Source organism: Novosphingobium lentum NBRC 107847 (genome assembly GCF_001590965.1).
Classification (GTDB): domain Bacteria; phylum Pseudomonadota; class Alphaproteobacteria; order Sphingomonadales; family Sphingomonadaceae; genus Novosphingobium; species Novosphingobium lentum.
The window spans coordinates 1-24094 of record NZ_BCTW01000010.1 but is presented as its reverse complement, the minus strand read 5'-3'; the positions used below and the strand labels follow the sequence as shown (position 1 = coordinate 24094).

Here is a 24094-nt window from a genome sequence, read left to right as displayed (position 1 = left end):
GGCCACCCCTAGGGTACACTCGTCGGGTGGCCGGGCGGGGGAGCGGGCCGGTGCCGTTCCCGCCGTGAGGCGGGACAATGACTCAGTGGCCGGGCGGGGGAGCGGGCCGGTGCCGCTTCCGACGTCAGTCGCCCAACGCCGCTTTCATCCGCGAGCGCGCGTCGTTGCGCGATCCGGTGGCGGGGACCAGCCCGGCGACTTTGCCCAGCCCGAACGGCGGCATGTTGCCGTAGATCGTCTCGTAGCCGCCGCGTGGCACGCTGTAGGTTTCGTGGAATATCCCCACCGTGCCGTCGCTGCCCACCGCCTTGTTGAACGCAGTCCACGCCGGCCAGTGCTGCTGTTCCCGGTCGCGGGCATAAGCTTCCAGCGCATCGAAATCGCGCCAGTACTGGATGAGCGCGATCGTGCGCCACGGCTGCCACAGCGTCTCGGTGCCGAGGAACCCGCTGTCGGGCCGCTGGCTGAGTTCCGCGATCATCGGGCCCATCGCGCGCGCCACCGGCAGCCATTTGCCCACCTTGCGGACGCTGTTGATGCGCAGGCCGATGAAGAACACCACCAGCGACTGGTCATGGTCTGCGGCAAAGCGTCCGGCGATAACGGGCTGCGACATGGGCGGGTTCTCCTGGGTAGATAGATTTCATTTTGAAACTGAAATGTCAAGCCGCGCACCATTCGACATTCGCGCCGCCAGTGCCTACCTAGGGCGCGATGGACGATTCCCCAGATATCTTCGGTAACGAGCCTGCCACGGAGGCGGAAAGCGGCCCCACCGCCGCCCAGCTTGAGGCGGCGGGCCAGGAATCGATGTTCGGCGACGCCGCCGCCCCATCTCCTCCCGCGCCATCTTCTCCCGCGCCGCCGCAGGTTGCTTCGGCCCCGTCCGTCGCCGCTCCCGCCCCCGCGCAGCCCTACCGCGTGCTGGCGCGCAAGTATCGCCCGCAGACCTTCGCGCAGCTGATCGGGCAGGAGGCGATGGTCCAGACGCTGGGCAACGCGATCAAGCGTGACCGGCTGGCCCATGCCTTCCTGATGACCGGCGTGCGCGGGGTGGGCAAGACCAGCACCGCGCGGCTGATCGCCAAGGCGCTCAACTGCATCGGCACCGATGGCAAGGGCGGCCCCACGATCGATCCGTGCGGGGTGTGCGAACCGTGCATTGCCATCGCCGAAGGCCGCCACATCGATGTGATCGAGATGGACGCCGCCAGCCACACCGGCGTCGACGACGTGCGCGAAATCATCGAGGCGGTGCGCTATGCCGCCGTCTCCGCGCGCTACAAGATCTACATCATCGACGAAGTCCACATGCTGTCGCGCAACGCGTTCAACGCGCTGCTGAAGACGCTGGAGGAACCGCCGGCGCACGTGAAGTTCCTGTTCGCCACGACCGAGGCGGACAAGCTGCCGGTCACCGTGCTCTCGCGCTGCCAGCGGTTCGATCTGCGTCGCATCCAGACGCCCGCGCTGCACGGGCACTTCGCGTGGGTGTGCGGCGAGGAAGGCGTCGCCGCCGAGGATGAGGCGCTCGCGATGATCGCCGCCGCCGCCGAAGGATCGGTGCGCGATGGCCTGTCGATCCTCGACCAGGCGATTGCCCATGCCGATATGGCGGGCGGGCACGAAATCACCGCCGCGCAAGTGCGCGAGATGCTGGGGCTGGCCGACAAGGCGATGCAGCGCCGCCTGCTTTCCGCGGTGCTGGCAGGCACCGGCAACGCGCTGCTGGGCGAAGTGGCGCAGCAGTATGCGCTGGGGATCGAGCCGGTGGCGATGCTGCGCGCGCAGCTCGAACTGGTCCACCGCGTGACCGTGGCGCAACTGGGCGGCAGCGGCGCCGATGCCCCGTCGGCCGAGGAACGCACCGCGATCGAGGGCTGGGCCAAGGACCTGTCGCCCGGCCAGCTCCACCGCCTGTGGCAGCTGCTGCTCAAGGGCCATGACGAAGTACGCACCGCGCCCGATCCGCTGATCGCGGCGCAAATGGCGCTGCTGCGTGTGATGCACGCCGCCGACTTGCCCGATCCGGGCACGCTGGCCAAAAAGCTCGACGACCTCGTTTCGCGCGGACCCGCCATGGCGCACCAGCCCGACAGCGCGCCCGCCGCTCCTGCAACCGCCACCGCCCACCACGCGGCCGCCGCGCCGCCAAGGCCGCCGGTCAACACGCTGGCCGAATGGACCGCGCTGGTCCGCCGGGTCGATGACGCCGGGCTGCTGCGCGTGGCGCAAGTGATGCGCGACTGGCTGCGCGTGGTGGAGCTGCGCGATGGCCTGCTGCGCTACCAGATCGCGCCGGGCTTTGCCGAGGACGTCAACGCCGACTTGCGCGATGCGCTGCTGCGCACCACCGGCACGCGCTGGCAGGTGGAACACGCCGTGGGTGAGGCGCAGCCGTCTTTACGCGAACTGGCCGAGGCCGAGGCGCAGTCGGCGCACGCGGCGCTGCTCGCCGATCCGCTGGTCAAGGCCGCCTTCGCCGCCTTTCCCGATGCCGAACTGATCGAAGACGCTCGCGCCGATCCGCGCGATGCCAAACCATGGAGCCGACGCGCATGAAGTCGATGGAAGAAATGATCCAGGCCGCCCAGGCCGCCGCGCAGACCATCCAGAAACAGATGGAAGAAGCGCAAGGCAAGCTCGACCAGATCGAGGTCGAGGGCGTTTCGGGCGGCGGGCTGGTCAAGATCCGCTGCTCGGCCAAAGGCCGCGTGATCGGCGTGGCGATCGACGACAGCCTGATGGACAAGGCCGAGAAAGCCATGCTCGAAGACCTCGTCACCGCCGCCTTCAACGACGCCCGCGGCAAAGCCGACAGCGTCGCCGCCGCCGAAATGCAGAAAGTCCAGATGGCGGCGGGGATACCGGCGGGGTTCAAGCTGCCGTTTTGAGCGTATTGTGTTGAATAATTCGAAACTAGCCTATGGAATAGCTAATCCAAATCATGCACTGAAAGAGTTGTATTCGCTATGCCATCTTTCCAAGTGATTTGGATTAGACTTGCCAAGTCATGGCGACCGACATTGCGCAACTGAGTAACAGCACTTTCTTCGAGTTTTCCGCTAATTATTTGAGACAACCATGCTCCTGGCCGGTCCATTGCAGTTGCAGCGGCTAAACACACTGGAATGCATCCCACGGCAACGCCGATTGGCCCAAGAACTCCATTCCACAACGCCAACGCTATGCCCCCAAGGGGAAGCACTGCTACGGCTACGCTTGCCATGCGGACGGAAAATCGTATGACCTTAAAGCGACGAGAAGCGTTAGTTCCCACTGCTTCAAGCATGCTTTCGTCTGCTTCTTCGCGGGCAGCACGCTCCCGCTCTGCAAGCTGCCGATCTTCTAGAGCCCTTGCTTGCTCAGTTTCAATCTTCTTTTCTGCCTCGGCGAGTTCCGCTCGAAATTTCTGTTGATCGCGAGCGCGCAGCGCACGAGCCTTTACGCCCACTTCAGCTCCCGCAGCCTCAACGGCAGCCTCGACCAGTTGCTCGACAGTGTCTCCAGAAACGTACTTCTCGTTGTTTAAGGTAACATCCATGACCGCACGAGCCGACCGGGGAACTTCGAGCAATAATTCAAATTGCTGTAATTGCTCTGGCCTAACCTTAGCAAGTTCGGATCTTGCTTTTTCAACGATCTTGAGATTAAAGCGCAACGCTCTGTCACATGAAAGCAAAAGTTGACTATTTGGTAGTGACAAAAAATTATTTTTAGCGCTATTTCCAACCTCTATCCAAAGCTTGGCTGCTAATTCCTTAAGCGAGACTATTGGTGGAACTTGACGCGCGTTATAATATGCCGTCTCCAACAAATGTCTCTTTGTTGCCATCGCAAAGACTTCATTGGTCGTGACGCATACAAATTTGCTTGCGAAAATATCAGTTGTGCGATGGCCTAATCTGCGTCTGATCGTGAGCGCGGTCGTGTCGCTGTCTGCGTATCGAGCATTGTCGTTAAAGCCTTCATGCCAATTTACGATTTGTTCCACAGCTTTTGCGCGATCATCACTAAAAAACTTGTGGGATTGTGGCGTAAATTCAATATCGTCTGGAAGAATATGGATAAGTTTGCTTGTGATGGCGACGTCAAAAGCCTGCAGCATTGCAAGCAAAGCGTTCTCGTTGACGATGCCTTTGCGCAGCGCGTCACCTGTGGGGCCATAGCGGTCTCTTGGATTTGCCTTTAAAACGGACTTTAGGGCGTCACGCGCCTCATTAAGACAATGTTCAAATGTAACCGTTTGTGCACCCATATCACGAAGTTGTTCAAATATGACGTTTGAAGTTTCCGAGCGAAGTGGACCAGAGCATCCGAGGTAGTCGAGGATAATTGGACCATCAACGACTATCTTCAAATCTACACGACGTCTTTGAGAAGGATGGGTTATTTCTTCAGCGACACGAAATAAAAATCCGACTGCTGATAAACTTGCCAAGGTCTCGCGCGCCGGAAGCTTATCATGATTAACGTGTTCGACAAATCTTGCCGCTAAGAAGGCATCGTCGGATTGAGCTTTACGATTGTTTGCAAGTAGGGGAAGGTTGGTATCGACAACATACCGAAGGAGTACGGCGCCAGCTTCCATCGGGTCATCAGGCAACGATTGAAATGGAGAAATAGTCTTAGCAAATTCTCGAAACTCCACTCCGAGCGTTGCAAGCGCCTCAGAGGTGTTCAATCCTGATTGCTCGGTTAAGTCAGGTTCCGGGAGATTAACGTAAAAAGGGCCACGAGCTGGGAAATCTGTGCGCGAATCCAACCAGCCCAAGCTTCGCATTTTTGGAATGAAAAATTCAATTGCCTCTGCGGAAATTTCCCAGCCGAATTGAGCCTTAGCCAAATCAGAGAGCTTTGCGGGTTCGAACAATGTCCCATGAAGTTCGCTCAACGGACCAGAAAGCAACACAAGCATCGCGTCTGATGGGTCAGCACTATCTTTGATACGTGCGCCGGCAAGAAGGCAAATTCTTGCCTCCTGAATGATCGCCGTCGCATTGTTTGGAGTTTGCATGCACAACACTCTCTGATTGCCTTCAGCTTGTCCACAGCATAGCAGTGCACAGCACGCTGCATTCGATGGTTTCCACCGGAATTTTGGATCGAGTGGGGTATTCCATCGTTTACACCCATCCACAACCCCGCCCAACCGTGCCATTGCACAGCCGAACGCCAAGTCCCATATTCACGCCAAAGCTCCGCCGCCTCAATCCAACACGCGGCCGGACCGGACGGATATGATGGACATGAACAGTTTCCCCCTGCTCCCCTTGCGCGACATCGTCGTGTTTCCCGGCATGGTCGTGCCGTTGTTCGTCGGCCGCGAGAAATCGGTCGCCGCGCTCGAAGCCGCGATGGCCAGCAGCACCGGCGGCGGCACCAAGGACATTTTCCTGCTCGCGCAGCTCGATCCGGGCTGCGACGATCCGGAGCGTGACGATCTCTATGACACCGGCGTGATCGCCACCGTGCTGCAACTGCTGAAACTGCCCGACGGCACCGTGCGCGTGCTGGTCGAAGGGCAAAGCCGCGCGGTGTTGCAGGCCTTGCGCGAGGAAGGCGAGATGCTCGTCGCCGAGGTGCTGCCGATCGATCCGGTCGAGGCGACTGGCGACGTCGTCGCCGCGACGATGCGCAGCGTGGTCGACCAGTTCGGCGAATATGCCAAGCTTTCGAAAAAACTGCCGCAGGACGCGGGCGACAAGCTGGGCGAAATCGACGATGCCTCGGCCCTCGCCGATGCGATCGCTGCCCAGATCTCCGCCAAAGTGGGCGACAAGCAGGCGCTGCTGACCGAGAACGATCCGCTCAAGCGGCTCGAGATGGTCATGGCGTTCATGGAAGGCGAGCTGGGCGTCCTGCAGGTGGAGCGCAAAATCCGCGGGCGGGTGAAGCGCCAGATGGAAAAGACCCAGCGCGAATATTATCTCAACGAGCAGATGAAGGCGATCCAGTCCGAACTGGGCGGCGGCGACGGCGAGGAAGCCAACGAGCTGGTCGAACTGCAGGAAAAGATTGCGCGGCTGAAACTGTCGAAGGAGGCCCGCGCCAAGGCGATGGCCGAGATCAAGAAGCTGAAGGCGATGCAGCCGATGAGCGCGGAGGCAACCGTCATCCGCAATTATCTCGACGTGCTGCTCGGCCTGCCGTGGGGCAAGAAAAGCAAGCTGAAGAAGGACATCACCGCCGCGCAGGCCGTGCTCGATGCCGATCACTATGCGCTGGACAAGGTCAAGGACCGCATCGTCGAATATCTCGGCGTGCAGGCGCGCACCAACAAGCTGAAGGGCCCGATCCTGTGCCTGGTCGGTCCTCCGGGCGTGGGCAAGACCAGCCTCGGCAAGTCGATCGCGCGGGCCACGGGGCGCGAATTCGTGCGCCAGTCGCTGGGCGGCGTGCGTGACGAGGCGGAAATTCGCGGCCATCGGCGCACCTACATCGGGTCGCTGCCGGGCAAGATCGTCACCAACTTGCGCAAGGCGGGGACGCAGAACCCGCTGTTCCTGCTCGACGAGATCGACAAGCTGGGCCAGGATTTCCGCGGCGATCCGGCCTCGGCGCTGCTCGAAGTGCTCGACCCGGAGCAGAATTCCAAGTTCCAGGACCATTATCTGGAGCTGGATTACGATCTTTCGGACGTGATGTTCGTGTGCACCGCCAACAGCCTCAACCTGCCGCAGGCGCTGCTCGACCGGATGGAGATCATCCGGCTGGAAGGCTACACCGAGGACGAGAAGCTGGAGATCGCCGAGCGCCATCTGGTGGCCAAGCAGGTCGAGGCGCACGGGCTCAAGCAGGATGAGTTCACGCTCACCTCCGAAGCCTTGCGCGACCTCATCCGCTATTACACGCGCGAAGCCGGGGTGCGCACGCTGGAGCGCGAGATCGCCCGGCTGGCGCGCAAGAGCTTGCGCAAGATCCTGGAAGGCAAGGAAACTTCGGTAACGGCCACGCCCGAAAACCTCGGCGATTATGCCGGCGTGCGCAAATACCGCCACGGCATGTCGGACGATGAAGCGCAAGTCGGCGCGGTCACCGGCCTGGCCTGGACCGAAGTCGGCGGCGAACTGCTGACGATCGAAGCCGTCACCGTGCCGGGCAAGGGCCTGGTGAAGACCACGGGCAAACTTGGCGAAGTTATGAACGAAAGCGTCCAGGCCGCGTTCAGTTTCGTCAAGGCCCGCAGCCCCGCTTACGGCATCAAGCCCTCGCTGATCGCCCGCAAGGATATCCACATCCACCTCCCCGAAGGCGCGGTGCCCAAGGACGGTCCGTCGGCAGGTATCGGCATGGTCACCACGATCGTGTCCACGCTCACCGGCATCCCGGTGCGCGCCGACGTGGCGATGACCGGCGAGGTTACGCTGCGCGGCCGCGTGTTGCCGATCGGCGGGTTGAAGGAAAAACTGCTCGCCGCGTTGCGCGGTGGCATCACCACCGTGCTGATCCCCGAAGAGAACCGCAAGGACCTCGCCGAAATTCCCGCCAACGTGAAGGCAGGGCTGGAGATCATCCCGGTGAGCCATGTCGACGAGGTTCTGGCGCGCGCGCTGATGTCGGTGCCCGAGCCGATCGAATGGACTGAAGCGGACGATCTGGCGAGCCAGCCGGCGCATGGTCTGCCGGGGCCTGCTCCCGCGGCGACCGCGCACTGAGGATTAACCTGAAGCAAGGTTGGCTCACCAGCGTATGCGGACGAAACTCGTTTCGTCTGAAATTTGCTGAAAATCGGCCATAATCATCCGATTCCGTCCGCATTTCTCTTTGACAGTCGTTTTTTTCTCCGCTCAATTCCCGCCCATCGAAAATCGATTCCGCCGCAGTTTTTCGCGAAAAAATATAGGTAGGGGGTTCCGCAAATGAACAAGAACGATCTGATCAGTGCTGTCGCCGACACCAGCGGGTTGACGAAGGGCGATGCGACGAAGGCGGTTGAGGCTGTTTTCGAATCGATTTCTGGCGCTCTGGGCAAAGGCGACGAAGTTCGCCTCGTCGGGTTCGGCACGTTTTCCGTCGCCAAGCGCAAGGCATCGACGGGACGCAATCCGCGCACGGGCGAACCGATGAAGATCAAGGCTTCGTCGCAGCCCAAGTTCAAGGCCGGCAAGGGCCTGAAGGACGCCGTCAACTAACGCACGCCGCTGATCTACGACTGATGGAATCGTGAAGCCGCGCCTGATCCGTCAGGCGCGGCTTTTATTTGGCCTTACTGCCTCACAATTGGCGGCCTGCCGATTATCGCCCGATCCGCACCAGCGCGGTCGGCGGCGCGCTGGTGCGGCCGTTGACCGTCCACCGCAGCCGCTTGCCCGCAGCATCGGTCTGCGCGCCCTCGTCTGTGTTGTTGGCAAGCACTTCGCCATCGGTGGTGATGGTGAACACGCCATCGAGCGTGGGGAAGCCCGCGCCGGCCTCGCCCGGCTTGGTGCCCGACATGCCCTTGGCCATGCTCATCAACGGCAGCGCGCTGGCCGAAGACGAGAACGCCGGAGCGTCGATCCGCACGGTTCCATCGTTGCGACGGATCACCGACACGAACGGGGTGAGCACCGGCATGCGTTCGATCGAGGGGAAGCTGAAATCGTGGTCGAGCCGGCCCGATATGGCGTATTCGACCTCGAACTTGCCGTCGCCCTTGTCGATCACCGAGGTCCAGCCGGTCTGACGCCGCAGCCTGTCCGCAAATTCCGCGGCCGCCTTGGGGTCGGTCGGATCGATCCCGCCGAGCATCGCCTTGGCAAATTGTTCGTCCTGCGCTTTCTTGGCGTCGGCCGCGCTTTTGTCGCCGGCCCCGCTGTTGTCGCCGGCCCCGCTGTTGTCGCCGTCTGCGCCCTTGTCGTCCGCCCACGCTTTCCGCTGCTGCGCGACTTCATCCTTGGTGCACGGGCGCTCGCTGATGGTTTCGCTGTCGTAACACGCCGAGGGCGAAAACGGCGCCTTGGTCTTTGCCGCGTTCGATGCCTTGGCCTCGCCCGACGCCTTGCTGTCGGCCGCCAGCTTGGACAGCGCCATCAGGTAGATTTCGCCCTTGTAGCTGAAACTGAAAGTGCCATCGCGACGGACGACAAGATCGGACCCGAACTTGCCGGGCAGCAGCAGGCATCCGGCCAGCAACAAGGCCAGCAGCACGGTCGCGCCGACGGCTATCGTACGTTTTTGCATCGCCTGTCTCCCCTTGCGAACCGCGTTGCGCGGCACCACCGGCGGCTCAGTCCTCGCCGCGAACCACCACGGCGTAAAGCGCGATCGCCGCTGCATTGGATACATTGAGGCTTTCGATCGCGGACGCAATCGGCAGCCGCGCGATGGCGTCGCAATGCTGCGCAACATTGTGCCGCAAACCTTCGCCTTCCGCGCCCAGCACCAGCGCCACCGGACCGGCGGGCAGCGCCTGCGGAAACGTCGATTTGCCTTCACCGTCGAGGCCGAGCCGCCAGTAGCCCGCTTCGGCGATGGTTTCGAGCGCGCGTGCCAGGTTGACCACGCGCGCCCACGGCACCACTTCGAGCGCGCCCGAGGCGGCTTTGGCGATGACCCCCGATTCCGGGGGCGAGTGGCGATCCTGGGTGATCAGCGCCGCCGCGCCGAACGCGGCGCAACTGCGCAGGATTGCGCCGACGTTGTGCGGATCGGTCACCTGGTCGAGCAGGACCAACACGCGTCCCTCGGCGGTTTCCAGCACATCGTCGAGCGCGAGATCGGGCAGGGGGGAGCATTCCAGCACGAGGCCCTGGTGCGGTGCGTCGCGCGCCACCAGCCGGCCAAGATCGGCGGCCTGGGCATAGTCCACCGGCAGCGACGACGGCAGCTCGGCATCGTGATCGTCGAGCATCGCGGCAATCGCCTCGCGCGTGCCCCACAGCTTGCGCGCGGTGCGATCGGGGTTGGTCAGCGCGGCCTCGACCGCGTGGCGGCCCCACAGCCTGACCGAGCCTGCGCCGGCCCGGCCGCTGCCGCGACCGCCCTGCATCCGGCCTGCGCGGCCGCGCAAACCCTTTCGTCCGGCGTGGTCGTCATGGGCGGGCATTGGTCACCTGTGGGTTGGCGTGAACGGGTCGTATTCCGCCGCCTCCTGCCAGCCGCCCCATTGACAGGCAAGCCATGCTTCGCCATGGACGCGCCTTCTCGGCCGGGAGGCCCGTTAGCGGGCTTCAAAATCGCGGGTTTTCCCGCATTTCGGCGCACTGGTGTGGACAGGTGGCCGAGTGGTTAATGGCAGCAGACTGTAAATCTGCCCGCGAGAGCGTACGCTGGTTCGAATCCAGCCCTGTCCACCACCCAGTGTTTCAGGCCGGCCCGGCCCCGGCACCATGCGCGCGCCGCCGGACAAACCGTTCAAGAAGTGTCGCTGCGGGTTGTCGGCGCCAGCGCGAAGCCCTAGATGCAGGCAATGCCCGGAGAAATTCTCGATAACCGGGGTCGCGGAAATGCTGGCTGGAGCTGGCCCACCGTGCACCCCGAAGGGCGCAAGTTCGCACTGATCAGTGCGTTCGCCTGCGCCATAGCTGCATTCCTTGCCTGGGAAACCATCGCCTGGCCGCTCGCCGGGCTGACGCTGGGCATCCTGTCTTTCTTCCGCGACCCGCATCGCGTTACCCCGCGCGACGACAATTATGTCGTCTCGCCCGCTGACGGGCTGATCACGCTGATCCAGAAAGTGCCGCCGCCGCGCGAGCTGATCGTCGATGACGGTGCGAGCGGACCCGGCATGGCCGACGCCCCGCTGACGCGCGTGTCGATTTTCATGAGCGTGTTCGACGTCCACATCAACCGTTCGCCGATCAGCGGCACGATCCGGCGGGTGGTGTACATCCCCGGCAAGTTCCTCAACGCCGATCTCGACAAGGCCAGCGAAGAGAACGAGCGCCAGCATTTTCTGGTCGAGCGCGGCGATGGCGTGCAGATCGGGTTCACCCAGATCGCCGGCCTGATCGCGCGCCGGATCGTGCCGTTCGTCAAGGGCGGCGATATCGTGGCGGCGGGGCAACGCATCGGGCTGATCCGCTTCGGCAGCCGGGTCGATGTCTACCTGCCGGCTGGGACCGAGCCGCGCGTGCTGATGGGACAGAAGGTCGTGGCCGGGGAAACCGTGCTCGCCGAGATCGGTTCGGCGCCGATGATCGAGGGCGTCAGCCAGTGATCCTGGGCCCCGATGGCAGGCCGATCGCTGCCGACGACGACGACGATTTTCTCGACAATGGCGATGCTGGCGAAGCCCGCTTGCCGCGCGGGCTGACGTTGCGGGCGCTGGTTCCCAATGCCATCACCTCCGCCGCGTTGTGCGCGGGGCTGACCGGCATCCGCTTTGCGATCAATGGCGACTGGCAGCGGTCCGTGCTGGCGGTGATCCTGGCGGGCATGCTCGACGGCATCGACGGCCGCGTCGCCCGGCTGATGAAAGCCCAGTCGCGCTTCGGCGCCGAGCTGGACAGCCTGGCCGATTCGCTGTCGTTCGGCGTCGCGCCCGCGCTGATCCTGTATTTGTGGTCGTTGCAGCAGATGCCCCGCTTCGGCTGGTTCGCCTCGCTGGCGTTCGCGGTGTGCTGCGCGCTGCGCCTGGCGCGGTTCAATGCGCGGATCGATCTGGAGGAACAGCCGCACAAGTCCGCCGGCTTCCTCACCGGTGTACCCGCTCCCGTCGGGGCAGGGCTGGCGTTCCTGCCGCTCTATCTGTGGATCGCGAGCGGGCGCGACGAATTCCGCAATCCGATCTTCATCGCGATCTGGGTCGCCGGCATCGCGTTCCTGATGATCTCGAACATGGCCACGCTGAGCTGGACGTCGATGCGCCCGCGCCGCAGCGTCAGGCTGGGGCTGATCGCGTTTGTGGGATTGACGATCGCCGCATTGCTGACCGAACCGTGGCTGACGCTGGTGGGGATTTCGGCGCTGTACCTGATCTCGGTGCCGGTCGGGGTCTATCGTTATGCGCGGATCAAGCGGCAGCGTGCCGCCGCACGTCGCCCTGCGGTTCCGATCGCAAGCTGACAGCCCGTTCGCTGAACGGACGACGCGCGACAGCGGATGCGGCACGCAGCGGAGCAGGGGCCAAGACGTTGGACTTGCGTCCGGTCGCGACGATCCGGACGTCGAAATCCCGCTGGAACGCCAGTCGTTGCGAATCGCGCAGCAGGCGTTTGATGGCGCCGGCCTGGCCGTGCCAGCTCGCCACGATCGTCGCGATCGAGAGAACGGCGGCCGTGGCGAAAACGAGAGAAGCAACGAAACCAAGCATCTGCTAGATCCTTCCGGCCCCCCGGCATCCCCACGCTTGACAGCCTGTGGACATCGTGTGGATAACTGTGTTTCGACCTAAAGGTTCCGGATGAACCGGTCCTTACGCCGACCGGAACATTTGTTCCCTATATGTTCCGGTCTGTCAAGCGGAACATCGCCGCTTTCGCTGGTTTGCGCCCAATATTTGATGCTGGATTCAGCGCGCACCTTGCGCTAAGGGCCGCGCGCCGGAGGTTCTGCGGGCCATTGTTGCCTGCGCCGGATCGCCAGCAAATCCACATGGGAAGCACCCATACCGGTGCCGCAGCGGGTGAAGGGATTTCGGTCCCGCCGCACGGTTCCAGTTTCCCAGAGGCTCAACCGGAAAGGAAATACCTATGGCGGCTCCCGTCGTCACCATGAATCAGCTCATCGAAGCCGGTGCCCACTTCGGCCACCAGACCCACCGCTGGAACCCGCGGATGAAGCCGTACATTTTCGGCGCGCGCAACGGCATCCATATCCTCGATCTGTCGCAGACCGTGCCGCTGATGGCGCGCGCGCTCGATTTCATCGCAGGTTCGGTCCAGTCGGGCGGCAAGGTCCTGTTCGTCGGCACCAAGCGCCAGGCGCAACAGCCGATTGCCGACGCCGCGCGCGCTTCGGGCCAGCACTTCGTCAACCACCGCTGGCTGGGCGGCATGCTCACCAACTGGAAGACGATCTCGGGTTCGATCAAGCGCTTCAAGAGCCTTGAGGAGCAGCTTTCGGGCGACACCACCGGTCTCACCAAGAAGGAAGTGCTCCAGCTGACGCGCGAGCGCGACAAGCTTGAAGCCAGCCTTGGCGGTATCCGCGACATGGGCGGCATCCCCGACGTGATGTTCGTGATCGACGCCAACAAGGAAGAACTGGCGATCAAGGAAGCCAACGTGCTTGGCATCCCGGTCGTGGCGATTCTCGATTCGAACGTCGATCCGCATGGCATCGCGTTCCCGATCCCCGCCAACGATGACGCCAGCCGCGCCATCCGCCTGTACTGCGATGCCGTGGCCGCTGCCGCGACGCGCGGTGGCCGTGAAGCCGTGGTTGATTCGGGCGTGGATATCGGATCGATGGACGAGCCGCTTCCCGAGGAAGCCGCCGTCGAAGCCACTGCCGAAGTCGCCACCGAGGCCTGACGCTCGCCGGTTCCCGGGGCTGCCTTCCGTGGTCGTCCCGGGCCCGTCATGATGCTGAAACCAGGCCACGGCACGCGCTGCCGTGGCCGCACCATTTTACGAATCAAGAGGATAGACGCGATGGCTTACACCGCCGCTGACGTGAAGAACCTGCGCGATCGCACCGGCGCGGGCATGATGGATTGCAAGAAGGCGCTGGACGAGACCGGTGGCGACATCGAGCAGGCGGTTGACGCGCTGCGCGCCAGGGGCCTTGCCGCCGCCGCCAAAAAGTCGAGCCGCACCGCGGCCGAGGGTCTGGTCGGCGTGGCCGTGTCGGGCAACACCGGCGTTGCGGTCGAAGTGAACTCGGAAACCGATTTCGTCGCCAAGAACGACCAGTTCCAGGATTTCGTGCGCAAGGCGACCCAGGTTGCGCTGGCACAGGGCACCGAAGACGTGGAAACGCTGCGCGGCTCGGCCTATCCCGATGGCGGCACGGTCGGCGAAAAGCTGACCAACAACGTCGCGACCATCGGTGAAAACCAGCAGCTGCGCCGGATCAAGAGCGTCACGGTCACCAACGGCCTGGTCGTTCCGTACATGCACAACGCCGCCGCGCCCAACCTGGGCAAGATCGGCGTGCTCGTCGCGCTGGAAAGCGAAGCCGGCGCCGACGTGCTGGAACCGCTCGGCAAGCAGATCGCGATGCACATCGCGGCGGCTTTCCCGCTGGCGCTGAACGCCGCCGGGCTCGACCAGGACATGATCGAGCGCGAACGCAAGATCGCCGCTGAAAAGGCCGGTGAAAGCGGCAAGCCCGCCGAAGTGCAAGCCAAGATGGTCGACGGCGCGATCGCCAAGTTCGCCAAGGACAACGCGCTGCTCAGCCAGGTGTTCGTGATGGACAACAAGACCCCGGTTGCGCAGGTCGTCGAGGCGGCGGGCAAGGCCGCCGGCACCAAGATCGTGCTGGCCGACTACGTCCGGTTCCAGCTCGGCGAAGGCATCGAGAAGGAAGTCAGCGACTTTGCTGCAGAAGTTGCTGCGGCCGCCGGGCTCGGCTGAGGCCACCGCCGGTCGATAATGATGCTGGATGCGCTCCCGCCATGGCGGGGGCGCACAGCTTTCGGGCGGGATGCGGGCCAGCGCCCTTGGCAGCGGCCCGCTTGCGGTTATAAGGACCGCGCCCTAGGCAACACCCCTGCCACATCCTCAGAGTTTCCCGGTCCCATGAGCCTGCCCAAGTTCAAGCGTATCCTGCTCAAGCTGTCGGGCGAAGTGCTGATGGGCCAGCAGCAATTCGGAATCGATACCGATTTCGTCGCGCGGATCGCCCAGGAAGTAAAGGACGCCAAGGACACCGGCCTCGAGCTGTGCCTGGTCATCGGCGGCGGCAACATCTTTCGCGGCATGGCCGGCGCAGCCAAGGGCATGGACCGCGCGCAGGCCGATTACATGGGCATGCTCGCCACGATCATGAACGCGCTGGCGATGCAGAACGCGCTCGAAAAGATCGGCGTCGACACCCGCGTGCAGTCCGCCATCCAGATGGACGAAGTGTGCGAACCGGTGATCCGCCGCCGCGCCGAACGCCACCTTGAAAAAGGCCGCGTGGTGATTTTCGCCGCCGGCGTCGGCAGCCCCTATTTCACCACCGACAGCGGTGCAGCATTGCGCGCAGCGGAAATGAAGTGCGACGCGCTGTTCAAGGGCACCAGCGTGGACGGCGTCTATGATGCCGACCCCAAGCTTGAACCCAGCGCAAAACGCTACGACACATTGAGTTATGATACGGTGCTGGCCGATAACCTGAAAGTGATGGATGCTTCGGCCGTGGCGCTGTGCCGCGACAACCGGATCCCCATCGTCGTCTTCTCGATCCGCGAACAGGGCAACCTGGCGCGGGTTCTGGCGGGCGAAGGGGTACAGACCGTGGTCCAGGAGGAGGCCTGAGATGGCAAAGTTCGACAAGGCCGATCTGCAGCGGCGCATGGCCGGCGCGGTGGAATCGCTCAAAGGCGATCTGTCCGGCTTGCGCACGGGCCGCGCCAACACCGCGCTGCTCGATCCGGTGATGGTCACGGTCTATGGCAGCAACATGCCGCTGAACCAGGTCGCCACGGTGTCCGCACCCGAACCGCGCATGCTCACCGTGCAGGTGTGGGACAAGACCAATATCGGGCCGGTCGAGAAGGCCATCCGTTCGGCGGGCCTCGGCCTCAACCCGATCAACGACGGCAACACGCTGCGCCTGCCGATCCCCGACCTGACGGAGGAGCGCCGCAAGGAACTGGCCAAGCTCGCCAGCCAGTATGCCGAAAAGGCACGCATCGCGATCCGCAACGTGCGGCGCGACGGCATGGAAAACCTCAAGGCCGACGAAGCCAAGAAGGAAATTTCCGAGGACGATCGCAAGCGTCTGGAAACCGAAGTGCAGAAGCTGACCGACGAGCAGATCAAGGCTGCCGACGAGGTCGCCTCGCACAAGGAAAAGGAAATCCTCAGCCAGTGAGCGCCGCCCCGTCCGGGTCTGCGAGCGTTGCTCGTGGCGGGGCCGCGCGCAAGGCCGCGCCGGGGGGCGCGGACGGCGCAACTGCGCGCCATGTCGCCATCATCATGGACGGCAATGGCCGCTGGGCGAAAAAGCGCCTGCTGCCGCGCGCGCTGGGGCACAAGCGCGGCGTGGAAACGGTGCGCGAGATCGTGCGCGCGGCGCGCAGCATGGGGCTGGAAGCGTTGACGCTCTACGCATTTTCGTCGGAGAACTGGCGCCGCCCGGCGGACGAGATTTCCGACCTGATGGGGCTGCTGCGCCACTTCATCAAAAGCGACCTCGAGGAATTCGTCGCCAACAACGTGCGGCTGAAAATCCTTGGCGAATATCACGCGCTGGCGCCCGATATCTGCGAACTGATCGATACCGCGCTGGCGCGCACCGCGCACAATACCGGCACCACATTGGCGATCGCGCTGAACTACGGCGCGCAGCAGGAAATCGCGCGCGCGGCGCAGGCCGCCGCTGCCAAGGGCCCGATCACGCCCGAATCCATCACCGATGAACTCGACACGTGGGACATGCCGCCGCTCGACCTGCTGATCCGCACCTCGGGCGAATTGCGGCTGTCGAACTTCATGCTGTGGCAGGCCGCCTATGCCGAACTGTGGTTCACCGACGTGCTGTGGCCCGATTTCACCCCCGAACACTTGCGCGAGGCGCTAAACCAGTTCGGCAAGCGCGAGCGGCGCTATGGCGGGCGGTAACTGTATGATCCTCCCCCCTTGGGGGAGGTGGCAGCGCTTAGCGCTGACGGAGGGGGCGCCCCAAGCGCATCGTCGCGTGCGAACAAACCCCCTCCATCCCCGCTGCGCGGCGGTTCCCCTCCCCCGGTGGGGGAGGATCGAGAGCACGCAACGCATCTCCCCATCGCCCCGTCATGCTGAACTTGTTTCAGCATCCATCGTGCGTCCGGAAACCTCCGCGCGTGTCGAGAAATGGACCCTGAAACAAGGTCAGGGTGACGATGAGGGAGGGGGCGTTCTGTCATGACCGAGGCACAGCCCCAGAAATCCGACCTTGGTGTGCGGACGCTTTCGGCGGTGGTCATGGTCGCCGTGGCGGGCACTGCGCTGTGGCTGGGTGGCTGGTGGTGGACGGCATTCGTGCTGCTGGTGACCGTGGGTGTGCTGCGCGAATGGACCACGCTCGCCAACGGGTTTGTGAAGACCATGATCGCGCGCTTGATCTGGTTCGTCGGCGGCGTCGCCTATGTCGGGATGGCAGGATTCGTTCTGATGGCGCTGCGCAACGAGGGTGAAGGGCTGCTGGTCATCTTGGCGCTCCTGCTGGCCGTGATCGCCACCGACGTCGGCGCATATTTTTCCGGACGGACGTTCGGCGGGCCGAAAATCGCACCGCGCATCAGCCCATCCAAGACCTGGTCGGGGCTCGTCGGCGGAATGCTGCTGAGCGCGATCGGGCTTACGCTGATCTTTTGCGGCATTGATCCGGCAGCCGCCGCTGACGCGTGGTGGCAGATCGTGCTGGCGGGCATGTTGATCGCCGTTGTCGCGCAATCGGGCGACTTCTTCGAAAGCTGGATGAAGCGTCGCGCTGGCGTGAAGGACAGCAGCAACCTGATCCCCGGGCACGGCGGCCTGTTCGACCGCCTCGACGGGCTGCTTGCGGTATTGTTCGTCGCGGGACTCATGGCGTTGATCGGCGCGGCATGGCCCGCACAGTCGAGCCATGTAGAGATGATGGAATTGCACCAATGACCCGCACCATCTCCATCCTCGGCGCAACCGGATCGGTCGGCGCTTCCACGCTGGACCTCGTGCGCCGCAATCGCGCGGGCTTCCATGTCGTCGCGCTGACGGCCAACAGCCAGGCGTCGGACCTTGCCGCTTTGGCACGCGAATTCAACGCCGAGATCGCCGTGGTCGCCGACGAAAGCTGCCTGCCGCAACTGCGCGAGGCGCTCGCCGGATCGGGGATCGAGGCGGCGGGCGGTCCCGCAGCGCTCATCGAAGCCGCATCGCGCGGCGCCGACATCACCGTCGCCGCGATCGTCGGCTGTGCGGGGCTGGCGCCCACGATGGCGGCGATCGAGCAGGGCGGCACGATCGCGCTTGCCAACAAGGAAGCGCTGGTTTCTGCCGGCGACGTGATGACCGCCGCCGTCGCGCGCCACGGCGCGACGCTGCTGCCCGTGGACAGCGAGCACAACGCGATCTTCCAGTGCCTGGCGGGCAACGATCTCGCGCATGTCCGCTGGATCACGCTGACCGCGAGCGGCGGCCCGTTCCGCGACTGGTCGGCAGAGCGGCTGGTCCACGCCACCCCGGCCGAGGCGGTCAAGCATCCCAACTGGTCGATGGGCGCCAAGATCAGCGTCGATTCGGCGACGATGATGAACAAGGGCCTCGAATTCATCGAGGCGTTCCACTTGTTCCCGGTTGGGGTCGAGCGCCTGCGCATCATCGTCCACCCGCAGTCGATCGTGCATTCGATGGTCGAATACCGCGACGGATCGACACTGGCGCAGCTCGGCCCGTCGGACATGCGCGTGCCGATCGCCTCGACGCTGGCGTGGCCCGCGCGGATGGACACGCCGTGCACCCCGCTCGATCTGGCCGCGATCGGCGAACTGACGTTCCGCGCCACCGATGAACTGCGCTTTCCCGCCACCCGGCTGGCGCGCGAGGCGGCGTGTGCGGGCGGCGCGGCGCCGGCGGTGCTCAACGCGGTGAATGAAATCGCGGTCGCTGCCTTCCTCGCCGGTCAGATCGGGTTCACCCGCATCGTCGCATATGCCGATGACGTGCTGTCGCGCGCCCTGCCGTCGCCGCCCACTTCGCTCGAAGAAGTGATCGCGGTCGATCGCGAGGCGCGCATCCTGGCACGCGAAGCGATGGAGCCCGCACACTGATGCCGCATTCGATCATCCAGGCTCCGGGCGTGCTGACCACGCTGCTCGCATTCGTGCTGGTGTTGGGGCCGCTGGTGTTCATCCACGAGCTGGGCCACTACCTCGTCGGTCGCTGGTTCGGGGTGAAGGCCGAATGTTTCGCGATTGGCTTCGGCAAGGAGCTGTTCGGCTGGACCGACAAGCGCGGCACGCGGTGGAAACTGTGCGCGCTGCCGCTGGGCGGTTACGTGCAGTTCGCAGGCGACATGAACCCATCGAGCCAGCCCGATCCGGCGTGGCTGGCACTGCCCGCGGCCGAGCGCGAGAAAACCTTTCCGGCCAAGCCCTTGTGGCAGCGCGCGCTGATCGTGCTGGCGGGTCCGGCCACCAATTTCCTCGTCGCCATCGCGATCCTCGCCAGCTTCAACCTCGCCTATGGCAAGCTGGTGGCGCCCGCCGTCATCGGCAACGTCCAGCCGGCCTCGGTGGCCGAGCGGGCAGGGCTGAAGATCGGCGATAAAGTGCTGACGCTCAACGGCAACACGGTGAACGGGTTCGACGATATCCGCCTGTACGTTGGCGAGCATCCCGGCGCGAGGGTTGACATGACGGTCGATCGGGCAGGCCAGCGCCTCCCCCTGTCGATGCAGGCCGAGGACAAGGTGCTGAAGGACGATTTCGGCAACGAAACGCGTATCGGGTTCATCGGCATCGGGGTGAGCAACGTGCAGTTCGTGCCGGTGGGTCCGATCGAGGCGGTGACGCTGGCCTGTTCGCAGACGCGTGGCATCGTCGGCATGATGGTGACCGGGATCGGCCAGATCGTGACCGGGCAGCGCGCGGTCAAGGAGCTGGGCGGCCCGATCAAGATCGCCAAGTTTTCGGGCGAACAGATGGCGCTGGGCTGGCAAAGCTTCGTCGGGTTCGCCGCGCTGATCTCGATTAACTTGGGGTTCATTAACCTCCTGCCAATCCCGATCCTCGACGGCGGTCACCTGGCGTTCTACGCGGCCGAAGCGGTTCGCCGGAAGCCGGTGAGCCAGCGGGGCCAGGAATGGGCGTTCCGGACTGGCCTGGCCTTCGTCGTTGCGCTGATGCTGTTCGTCACGGTCAACGACCTGACGTCGCTGAAGATGTTCGGAGGGTGAACGGCTGGTCCGGCCGGTTGGGCCGGAAGCCGGCGCTGTCGATGGTTCAAGGGCCGGTGATTCAAGGATTGCGGGGCCGGGTTGCGGGCCAATGTCTGCTTGATTGGCCTTGCGGCATCGGGCAGAGGGCGGCGATTGTTTGCCGCGGTCGGGCCTCCTTCGCGGACGCCCTGATCGCACACTAAGACGGGATAGCGCGTGGGTATGACTGGACGTAACTCGGGCCGGGCCGGTCCCGCCGACAGCACCCTGGGTATGGATGCCCCCCGGACGCCTTCGCGGCTGGTGATCGCGCTGCTGGCCACGAGCGGCCTTGCCGGACTTCCCGCGACGGCCCACGCTCAGGCGGTTGCCGCCAATGCGCCCGCTGCCGCTCCGTCTCCGGCGGCTGCACCCGCCCCCGCCGCGCCGGTTCAGGCCGACACGATCCGCTCGATCACCGTCGATGGCGCGCAGCGGCTCGAACCCGATACGATCCTGTCGTACATCCGCATGCGGGTGGGTGACACCTACACCCAGACGCTGGCCGACCAGGCGCTGAAAGACCTGTTCGCGACCGAGCTGTTCGCGGACGTGCAGGTGCGCAACAACGGCGGCGCGGTGGTGATCCAGGTCAAGGAAAACCCGGTCATCAACCGCATCATCCTGGAAGGCAACAAGCGCATCAAGGATGAGAAGATCCTGCCCGAGATCAAGCTTGCGGCGCGGCAGATCTTCACCCGGTCCAAGGTGCGCGCCGACGTCGCGCGGATCATCGAGCTGTACAAGCGGCAGGGCCGGTTCGCCGCCTCGGTCGAACCCAAGATGGTCTCGCTCGACCAGAACCGCGTCGATATCGTGTTCGAGATCACCGAAGGGCCCAAGTCCAAGGTCCGCCAGATCAACATCATCGGCAACGAAAAGTTCGGCGCGGGCGAGTTGCGCGGCACCATGGTGACCAAGCAGTCGCGCTTCTTCCGCCTGTTCAGTTCGGGCACCAGCTACGACCCCGATCGGCTCGCGTTCGATCAGCAGAAGCTGCGCCAGTTCTACCTGACGCAAGGCTATGCCGATTTCCGCGTGGTGTCGGCGGTGGCCGAACTGACGCCCGACAAGAAGGACTTCATCATCACCTACGTGGTGGAGGAAGGCCAGCGCTACAAGTTCGGCGACGTCAAGGTCGACAGCCGCCTGCGCGATTTCGATGGCGAGGCGCTGGGCAAGCACCTGCCGATGAAGAAGGGCGACTGGTACAACGCCAAGTCGGTTGAGGACACGGTCGACGCGCTGAGCCAGGCCGCCGGCAACCTCGGCTATGCGTTCGCCGACGTCAGCCCGGACTTCAACCGCAACAAGGACGACCTCACCATGGGGGTCACCTATCGCGTCGCCGAGGCGCCGCGCGTCTATGTCGAGCGGATCGACGTCAACGGCAACACGCTGACGCAGGACAAAGTGGTGCGCCGCGAGTTTCGCCTGACCGAAGGCGATGCGTTCAACTCGTTCCAGGTCAAGCGCTCGACCAACCGCATCAACTCGCTGGGCTATTTCCAGGAAAAGTTCGAAGTCGAGCAAAAGCCGGGCAGCGCGCCCGACCGAATCGTGCTGGAAGCCAACGTCGAGGAAAAGCCGACGGGGCAGTTGCAACTCTCGGCCGGGTTCTCCAGCCTCGAAAGCTTCATTCTCCAGGCATCGATCGAGCAGCGCAACTTCCGCGGTCGCGGCCAGACGGTGGGCCTCAGCGTCGATTACTCGCGCTATTCGCGCAGCGTGCAGGCCAGCTTTACCGAGCCCTACCTGTTCGATCGCAACGTCTCGCTGGGCGTCGACGTCTATCGCCGCGACACCAACAGCTACAACATCAACAACACCAACAACACGACCTACAAGCAGGCCACCACCGGCTTCTCCGCGCGTGTCGGCCTGCCGCTGACCGAGTACCTGTCGCTGGTCGGCAGCTACACGCTCAATCTGGACAATGTGACGCTCGACAAGTCCACATACTACACCGACCGGCAGCACGCCGGCATCCTCGAGTGCGACCCGCTGCTGGCCGGGCGCTATCTGTGCGACGCCATCGGCAAGCGCACCAGCTCGATCATCGGCGCGACGTTGATCTATGACACGCTTGACAACCGCCAGCACCCGACGCGCGGCACCAGCGCCTCGCTCGGCGGCAGCATCGCCGGGCTCGGCGGATCGGTGAAGTATGCGCGCGTCGCCGCCAATGCCGCGCGCTACTGGCCGGTCTACAAGGGCTTCATCTTCTCGATTTCGGGTGAGGCCGGGGCGATCAAGTCGCTGCAAAACCGCAACCAAGCCGGCGTGGATGACATCCGCCTGACCGACCGATTCTTCCTGGGCGAACCGCAGATCCGCGGCTTCGACATTCGCGGCGTTGGCCCGCGCGTGGTGCGCAAGCCGCTGGTCGACGATGGCACCGGCACCGGCAACCTGATCGTGTCTACCGACAAGAACCAGTGGACCGACGATGCCATCGGCGGCAAATACTATTACCTCGCGCATGCCGAACTGGAGATTCCGCTCGGCTCGGGTGCCAAGGAATTGGGGCTGCGTCCCTCTATCTTCCTCGACGCAGGCGCCGTGTTCGGGGTACGCCGCCCAAGCACGCAAGACCAGCCGACTGCAGCATTCTTCGCGAGCAAGGATGCCAACGGGAACGCGCTCTATTCGCTCGTGAACGCCGACGGCACCGTCGCCACGACCACCGATCCCAAGGCGACCAACGCCGACGGTTCGACCGTGACCGCCATCGGCACGACCGTGCCACCGTTCAAGGAATTCTATTTCGGCGACAGCCCCAAGCCGCGCGTTTCGATCGGCATCGGGGTGAACTGGAACTCGCCGTTCGGCCCGTTCCGGATCGACGTGGCCAAGACCCTGCTCAAGGAGCCGGGTGACGATGTAAAGACCTTCACATTCAACGTAGGAACCCAATTCTGATGAACACCCTGCTCAAGTCGGCCCTGCTCGCCGGTCTCGTGATCACCGCTCCGATGACCGCTTTCGCCGCGCCCAAGGCCGCCAGCGGTACCGGCACGGTTGCCTCGGGCATCGCCGTGGCGAACCCCTCGGCCATCGTTGCCGCGTCGACCGCCTACCAGACCGCGCAGTCGCAGCGTCCGGTGACCTACAAGGCGCAGGTCGACCAGGCCAATTCGCGCCGCAACCAGATCGCCGCCCAGCTCAAGCCGCTGTATGACAAGCTCGAAGCCGATTCCAAGGCGCCCAACGCCAACCGCGCCGCGCTGGAACAGCAGGCCGTGCAGATCCAGCAGATCGAGCAGGCCGGCGAGCGTGAGATCCAGCAGATCCTCGCCCCCCTCGGCCTGTCGCAGCAGTATGTGCTCGAACAGATCGGCGACAAGCTGGACGCCGCGACGCAAGCCGCGATGAACAAGCAGGGCGTCACGCTGATCATCGATTCGCAAAGCGTGGTGAAGGCCGATCAGGCCTACAACATCAACCAGGCCGTGCTCGCCGAACTCAACACGCTGATCCCTTCGGCACAGCTGGTTCCGCCCGCCGGCTGGAAGCCGCGCGCGCAGCGTGAGCAGGAAGCGCAGCAGGCAGCGCAACAGCAGGGCGCCGCTCCTGCTCCTGCCACGGCGACTCCGCCCGCCACCACCAAGAAGCCGACCGGTCGCTAAACGGAACGGTTGACCGATGGCTGACGAAACCAGCGAAGGCGGCATGGCGATGGCTGCGCCGCTGACGCTCGACGTGACCCAGGTGATGGCGGCGTTGCCGCATCGCTATCCGATGCTGCTGGTCGATCGCGTGGTGGCACTGGTGCCCGACGTGTCGATCCATGCGGTGAAGGCGGTGTCGATGAACGAGCCGTTCTTCCAGGGCCATTTCCCCGGTCGGCCGATCATGCCCGGCGTGCTTCAGATCGAGGCGCTGGCGCAGGCGGCCGGGGTTCTGGCGGTGGAATCGCTCGGCCTCGCCGGTACGGGCAAGCTGGTCTATTTCATGGCGATCGAGGACGCAAAGTTCCGCACGCCGGTGGAACCGGGCTGCCTGCTCGACCTGCACGTCACGTTCGTCCAGAAACGGTCGCGGGTGTGCAAGTTCGCGGGCAAGGCGATGCTGGGCGACAAGGTGTCGTGCGAAGTGAGCTTCACCGCGATGATCGCGGATAGTTGAGGGATTT

22 protein-coding genes and 1 tRNA gene are annotated in these 24094 nt (G+C 64.1%); 18 read left to right on the top strand and 5 right to left on the bottom strand.

The genetic code is table 11. From position 1 onward, the window contains the following. Positions 1-124: 124 nt before the first annotated feature. Positions 125-616 (bottom strand): DUF4188 domain-containing protein, encoded by a 492-nt coding sequence (locus NL2_RS10335; protein ID WP_068074481.1) that lies wholly within the window; start codon positions 614-616, stop codon positions 125-127. Positions 617-714: 98 nt separating this feature from the next. On the opposite strand from NL2_RS10335, the gene NL2_RS10330 reads away from it, so the two are divergent. Together NL2_RS10330 and NL2_RS10325 are read left to right on the top strand one after the other, a co-directional pair. Then, positions 715-2562: a DNA polymerase III subunit gamma/tau gene (locus NL2_RS10330; RefSeq protein ID WP_068074477.1), complete on the top strand. Its 1848-nt coding sequence runs from the start codon at positions 715-717 to the stop codon at positions 2560-2562. Then, on the top strand, positions 2559-2894 hold the full coding sequence (locus tag NL2_RS10325; RefSeq protein WP_068074933.1) for a YbaB/EbfC family nucleoid-associated protein: 336 nt from the start codon (positions 2559-2561) through the stop codon (positions 2892-2894). The genes NL2_RS10330 and NL2_RS10325 overlap by 4 nt, the downstream gene beginning before the upstream one ends. A 41-nt stretch (positions 2895-2935) precedes the next feature. Here NL2_RS10325 and NL2_RS21170 read toward each other — a convergent pair whose 3' ends face one another. After that, positions 2936-5017, bottom strand: a complete 2082-nt coding sequence (locus NL2_RS21170) for a hypothetical protein (protein WP_157083132.1) — start codon at positions 5015-5017, stop codon at positions 2936-2938. Between the two features lie 226 nt (positions 5018-5243). Here NL2_RS21170 and lon point away from each other — a divergent pair, with 226 nt between their 5' ends. Both lon and NL2_RS10310 read left to right on the top strand, forming a co-directional pair. Beyond that, complete coding sequence (lon, locus tag NL2_RS10315) at positions 5244-7658, top strand: endopeptidase La (protein WP_157083131.1); 2415 nt, start codon at positions 5244-5246, stop codon at positions 7656-7658. Positions 7659-7862: 204 nt separating this feature from the next. Beyond that, positions 7863-8135, top strand: a complete 273-nt coding sequence (locus NL2_RS10310; protein WP_068074472.1) for an HU family DNA-binding protein — start codon at positions 7863-7865, stop codon at positions 8133-8135. 103 nt (positions 8136-8238) lie between these two features. Here the strand turns inward: NL2_RS10310 and NL2_RS10305 are convergent, their stop codons facing one another. Together NL2_RS10305 and rlmB are read right to left on the bottom strand one after the other, a co-directional pair. Then, a complete protein-coding gene (locus tag NL2_RS10305) occupies positions 8239-9165 on the bottom strand; it encodes a hypothetical protein (RefSeq protein WP_068074469.1) in 927 nt (308 codons plus the stop codon). Positions 9166-9211: 46 nt separating this feature from the next. Beyond that, positions 9212-10030, bottom strand: coding sequence for a 23S rRNA (guanosine(2251)-2'-O)-methyltransferase RlmB (gene rlmB, locus NL2_RS10300; RefSeq protein ID WP_068074466.1), 819 nt, complete (start codon positions 10028-10030; stop codon positions 9212-9214). 164 nt (positions 10031-10194) lie between these two features. Between rlmB and NL2_RS10295 the strand changes: the two genes are divergently transcribed. The 3 genes from NL2_RS10295 (at position 10195) to NL2_RS10285 (ending at position 11991) form a co-directional block, all read left to right on the top strand. Beyond that, a tRNA-Tyr gene (locus NL2_RS10295) sits at positions 10195-10280 on the top strand. A 113-nt stretch (positions 10281-10393) separates the two neighbouring features. Continuing rightward, on the top strand, positions 10394-11143 hold the full coding sequence (locus NL2_RS10290; protein WP_068074927.1) for a phosphatidylserine decarboxylase: 750 nt from the start codon (positions 10394-10396) through the stop codon (positions 11141-11143). Then, positions 11143-11991 (top strand): CDP-alcohol phosphatidyltransferase family protein, encoded by an 849-nt coding sequence (locus NL2_RS10285; protein ID WP_439646892.1) that lies wholly within the window; start codon positions 11143-11145, stop codon positions 11989-11991. Before NL2_RS10290 ends, NL2_RS10285 begins: the two co-directional genes overlap by 1 nt. Here the strand turns inward: NL2_RS10285 and NL2_RS10280 are convergent. Beyond that, positions 11939-12238: a hypothetical protein gene (locus NL2_RS10280; protein ID WP_068074463.1), complete on the bottom strand. Its 300-nt coding sequence runs from the start codon at positions 12236-12238 to the stop codon at positions 11939-11941. The genes NL2_RS10285 and NL2_RS10280 overlap by 53 nt on opposite strands. A gap of 379 nt (positions 12239-12617) precedes the next feature. Here NL2_RS10280 and rpsB point away from each other — a divergent pair, with 379 nt between their 5' ends. From rpsB to fabZ, 11 genes are all read left to right on the top strand, one after another. Beyond that, the gene (gene rpsB, locus NL2_RS10275; protein ID WP_068074459.1) at positions 12618-13400 is read left to right on the top strand and encodes a 30S ribosomal protein S2; all 783 of its coding nucleotides are present in this window, start codon (positions 12618-12620) and stop codon (positions 13398-13400) included. A 120-nt stretch (positions 13401-13520) separates the two neighbouring features. Beyond that, a complete protein-coding gene (gene tsf, locus NL2_RS10270; RefSeq protein WP_068074456.1) occupies positions 13521-14447 on the top strand; it encodes a translation elongation factor Ts in 927 nt (308 codons plus the stop codon). A gap of 165 nt (positions 14448-14612) precedes the next feature. Beyond that, entirely contained in the window at positions 14613-15335 is a 723-nt protein-coding gene (gene pyrH, locus NL2_RS10265; protein WP_068074453.1) for a UMP kinase, read from the top strand. 1 nt (position 15336) lies between these two features. Next, complete coding sequence (frr, locus tag NL2_RS10260; protein ID WP_068074450.1) at positions 15337-15894, top strand: ribosome recycling factor; 558 nt, start codon at positions 15337-15339, stop codon at positions 15892-15894. Between the two features lie 98 nt (positions 15895-15992). Next, entirely contained in the window at positions 15993-16643 is a 651-nt protein-coding gene (uppS, locus tag NL2_RS10255; protein WP_281191025.1) for a polyprenyl diphosphate synthase, read from the top strand. Positions 16644-16925: 282 nt separating this feature from the next. Beyond that, complete coding sequence (locus tag NL2_RS10250; protein ID WP_068074444.1) at positions 16926-17657, top strand: phosphatidate cytidylyltransferase; 732 nt, start codon at positions 16926-16928, stop codon at positions 17655-17657. Continuing rightward, positions 17654-18811, top strand: a complete 1158-nt coding sequence (gene dxr / locus NL2_RS10245; RefSeq protein WP_068074442.1) for a 1-deoxy-D-xylulose-5-phosphate reductoisomerase — start codon at positions 17654-17656, stop codon at positions 18809-18811. The genes NL2_RS10250 and dxr overlap by 4 nt, the downstream gene beginning before the upstream one ends. Before the next feature lie 11 nt (positions 18812-18822). Continuing rightward, the gene (rseP, locus tag NL2_RS10240; protein ID WP_068074922.1) at positions 18823-19938 is read left to right on the top strand and encodes an RIP metalloprotease RseP; all 1116 of its coding nucleotides are present in this window, start codon (positions 18823-18825) and stop codon (positions 19936-19938) included. Positions 19939-20193: 255 nt separating this feature from the next. After that, positions 20194-22881: an outer membrane protein assembly factor BamA gene (bamA, locus tag NL2_RS10235; RefSeq protein WP_068074438.1), complete on the top strand. Its 2688-nt coding sequence runs from the start codon at positions 20194-20196 to the stop codon at positions 22879-22881. After that, the gene (locus NL2_RS10230) at positions 22881-23588 is read left to right on the top strand and encodes an OmpH family outer membrane protein (protein ID WP_068074435.1); all 708 of its coding nucleotides are present in this window, start codon (positions 22881-22883) and stop codon (positions 23586-23588) included. Before bamA ends, NL2_RS10230 begins: the two co-directional genes overlap by 1 nt. 43 nt (positions 23589-23631) lie before the next feature. Next, the gene (gene fabZ / locus NL2_RS10225; RefSeq protein ID WP_068074919.1) at positions 23632-24087 is read left to right on the top strand and encodes a 3-hydroxyacyl-ACP dehydratase FabZ; all 456 of its coding nucleotides are present in this window, start codon (positions 23632-23634) and stop codon (positions 24085-24087) included. Positions 24088-24094 lie beyond the last annotated feature (7 nt).

Coding starts and splice junctions, on each gene's coding strand:
- rlmB (WP_068074466.1), bottom strand. CDS start 10,030: ATGCCCGCCCATGACGACCACGCCGGACGAAAGGGTTTGCGCGGCCGC.
- bamA (WP_068074438.1), top strand. CDS start 20,194: ATGGATGCCCCCCGGACGCCTTCGCGGCTGGTGATCGCGCTGCTGGCC.
- NL2_RS10280 (WP_068074463.1), bottom strand. CDS start 12,238: ATGCTTGGTTTCGTTGCTTCTCTCGTTTTCGCCACGGCCGCCGTTCTC.
- NL2_RS10335 (WP_068074481.1), bottom strand. CDS start 616: ATGTCGCAGCCCGTTATCGCCGGACGCTTTGCCGCAGACCATGACCAG.
- NL2_RS10325 (WP_068074933.1), top strand. CDS start 2,559: ATGAAGTCGATGGAAGAAATGATCCAGGCCGCCCAGGCCGCCGCGCAG.
- pyrH (WP_068074453.1), top strand. CDS start 14,613: ATGAGCCTGCCCAAGTTCAAGCGTATCCTGCTCAAGCTGTCGGGCGAA.
- NL2_RS21170 (WP_157083132.1), bottom strand. CDS start 5,017: ATGCAAACTCCAAACAATGCGACGGCGATCATTCAGGAGGCAAGAATT.
- NL2_RS10290 (WP_068074927.1), top strand. CDS start 10,394: ATGCCCGGAGAAATTCTCGATAACCGGGGTCGCGGAAATGCTGGCTGG.
- frr (WP_068074450.1), top strand. CDS start 15,337: ATGGCAAAGTTCGACAAGGCCGATCTGCAGCGGCGCATGGCCGGCGCG.
- NL2_RS10330 (WP_068074477.1), top strand. CDS start 715: ATGGACGATTCCCCAGATATCTTCGGTAACGAGCCTGCCACGGAGGCG.
- lon (WP_157083131.1), top strand. CDS start 5,244: ATGGACATGAACAGTTTCCCCCTGCTCCCCTTGCGCGACATCGTCGTG.
- NL2_RS10230 (WP_068074435.1), top strand. CDS start 22,881: ATGAACACCCTGCTCAAGTCGGCCCTGCTCGCCGGTCTCGTGATCACC.
- tsf (WP_068074456.1), top strand. CDS start 13,521: ATGGCTTACACCGCCGCTGACGTGAAGAACCTGCGCGATCGCACCGGC.
- NL2_RS10250 (WP_068074444.1), top strand. CDS start 16,926: ATGACCGAGGCACAGCCCCAGAAATCCGACCTTGGTGTGCGGACGCTT.
- NL2_RS10310 (WP_068074472.1), top strand. CDS start 7,863: ATGAACAAGAACGATCTGATCAGTGCTGTCGCCGACACCAGCGGGTTG.
- rpsB (WP_068074459.1), top strand. CDS start 12,618: ATGGCGGCTCCCGTCGTCACCATGAATCAGCTCATCGAAGCCGGTGCC.
- dxr (WP_068074442.1), top strand. CDS start 17,654: ATGACCCGCACCATCTCCATCCTCGGCGCAACCGGATCGGTCGGCGCT.
- fabZ (WP_068074919.1), top strand. CDS start 23,632: ATGGCGATGGCTGCGCCGCTGACGCTCGACGTGACCCAGGTGATGGCG.
- NL2_RS10305 (WP_068074469.1), bottom strand. CDS start 9,165: ATGCAAAAACGTACGATAGCCGTCGGCGCGACCGTGCTGCTGGCCTTG.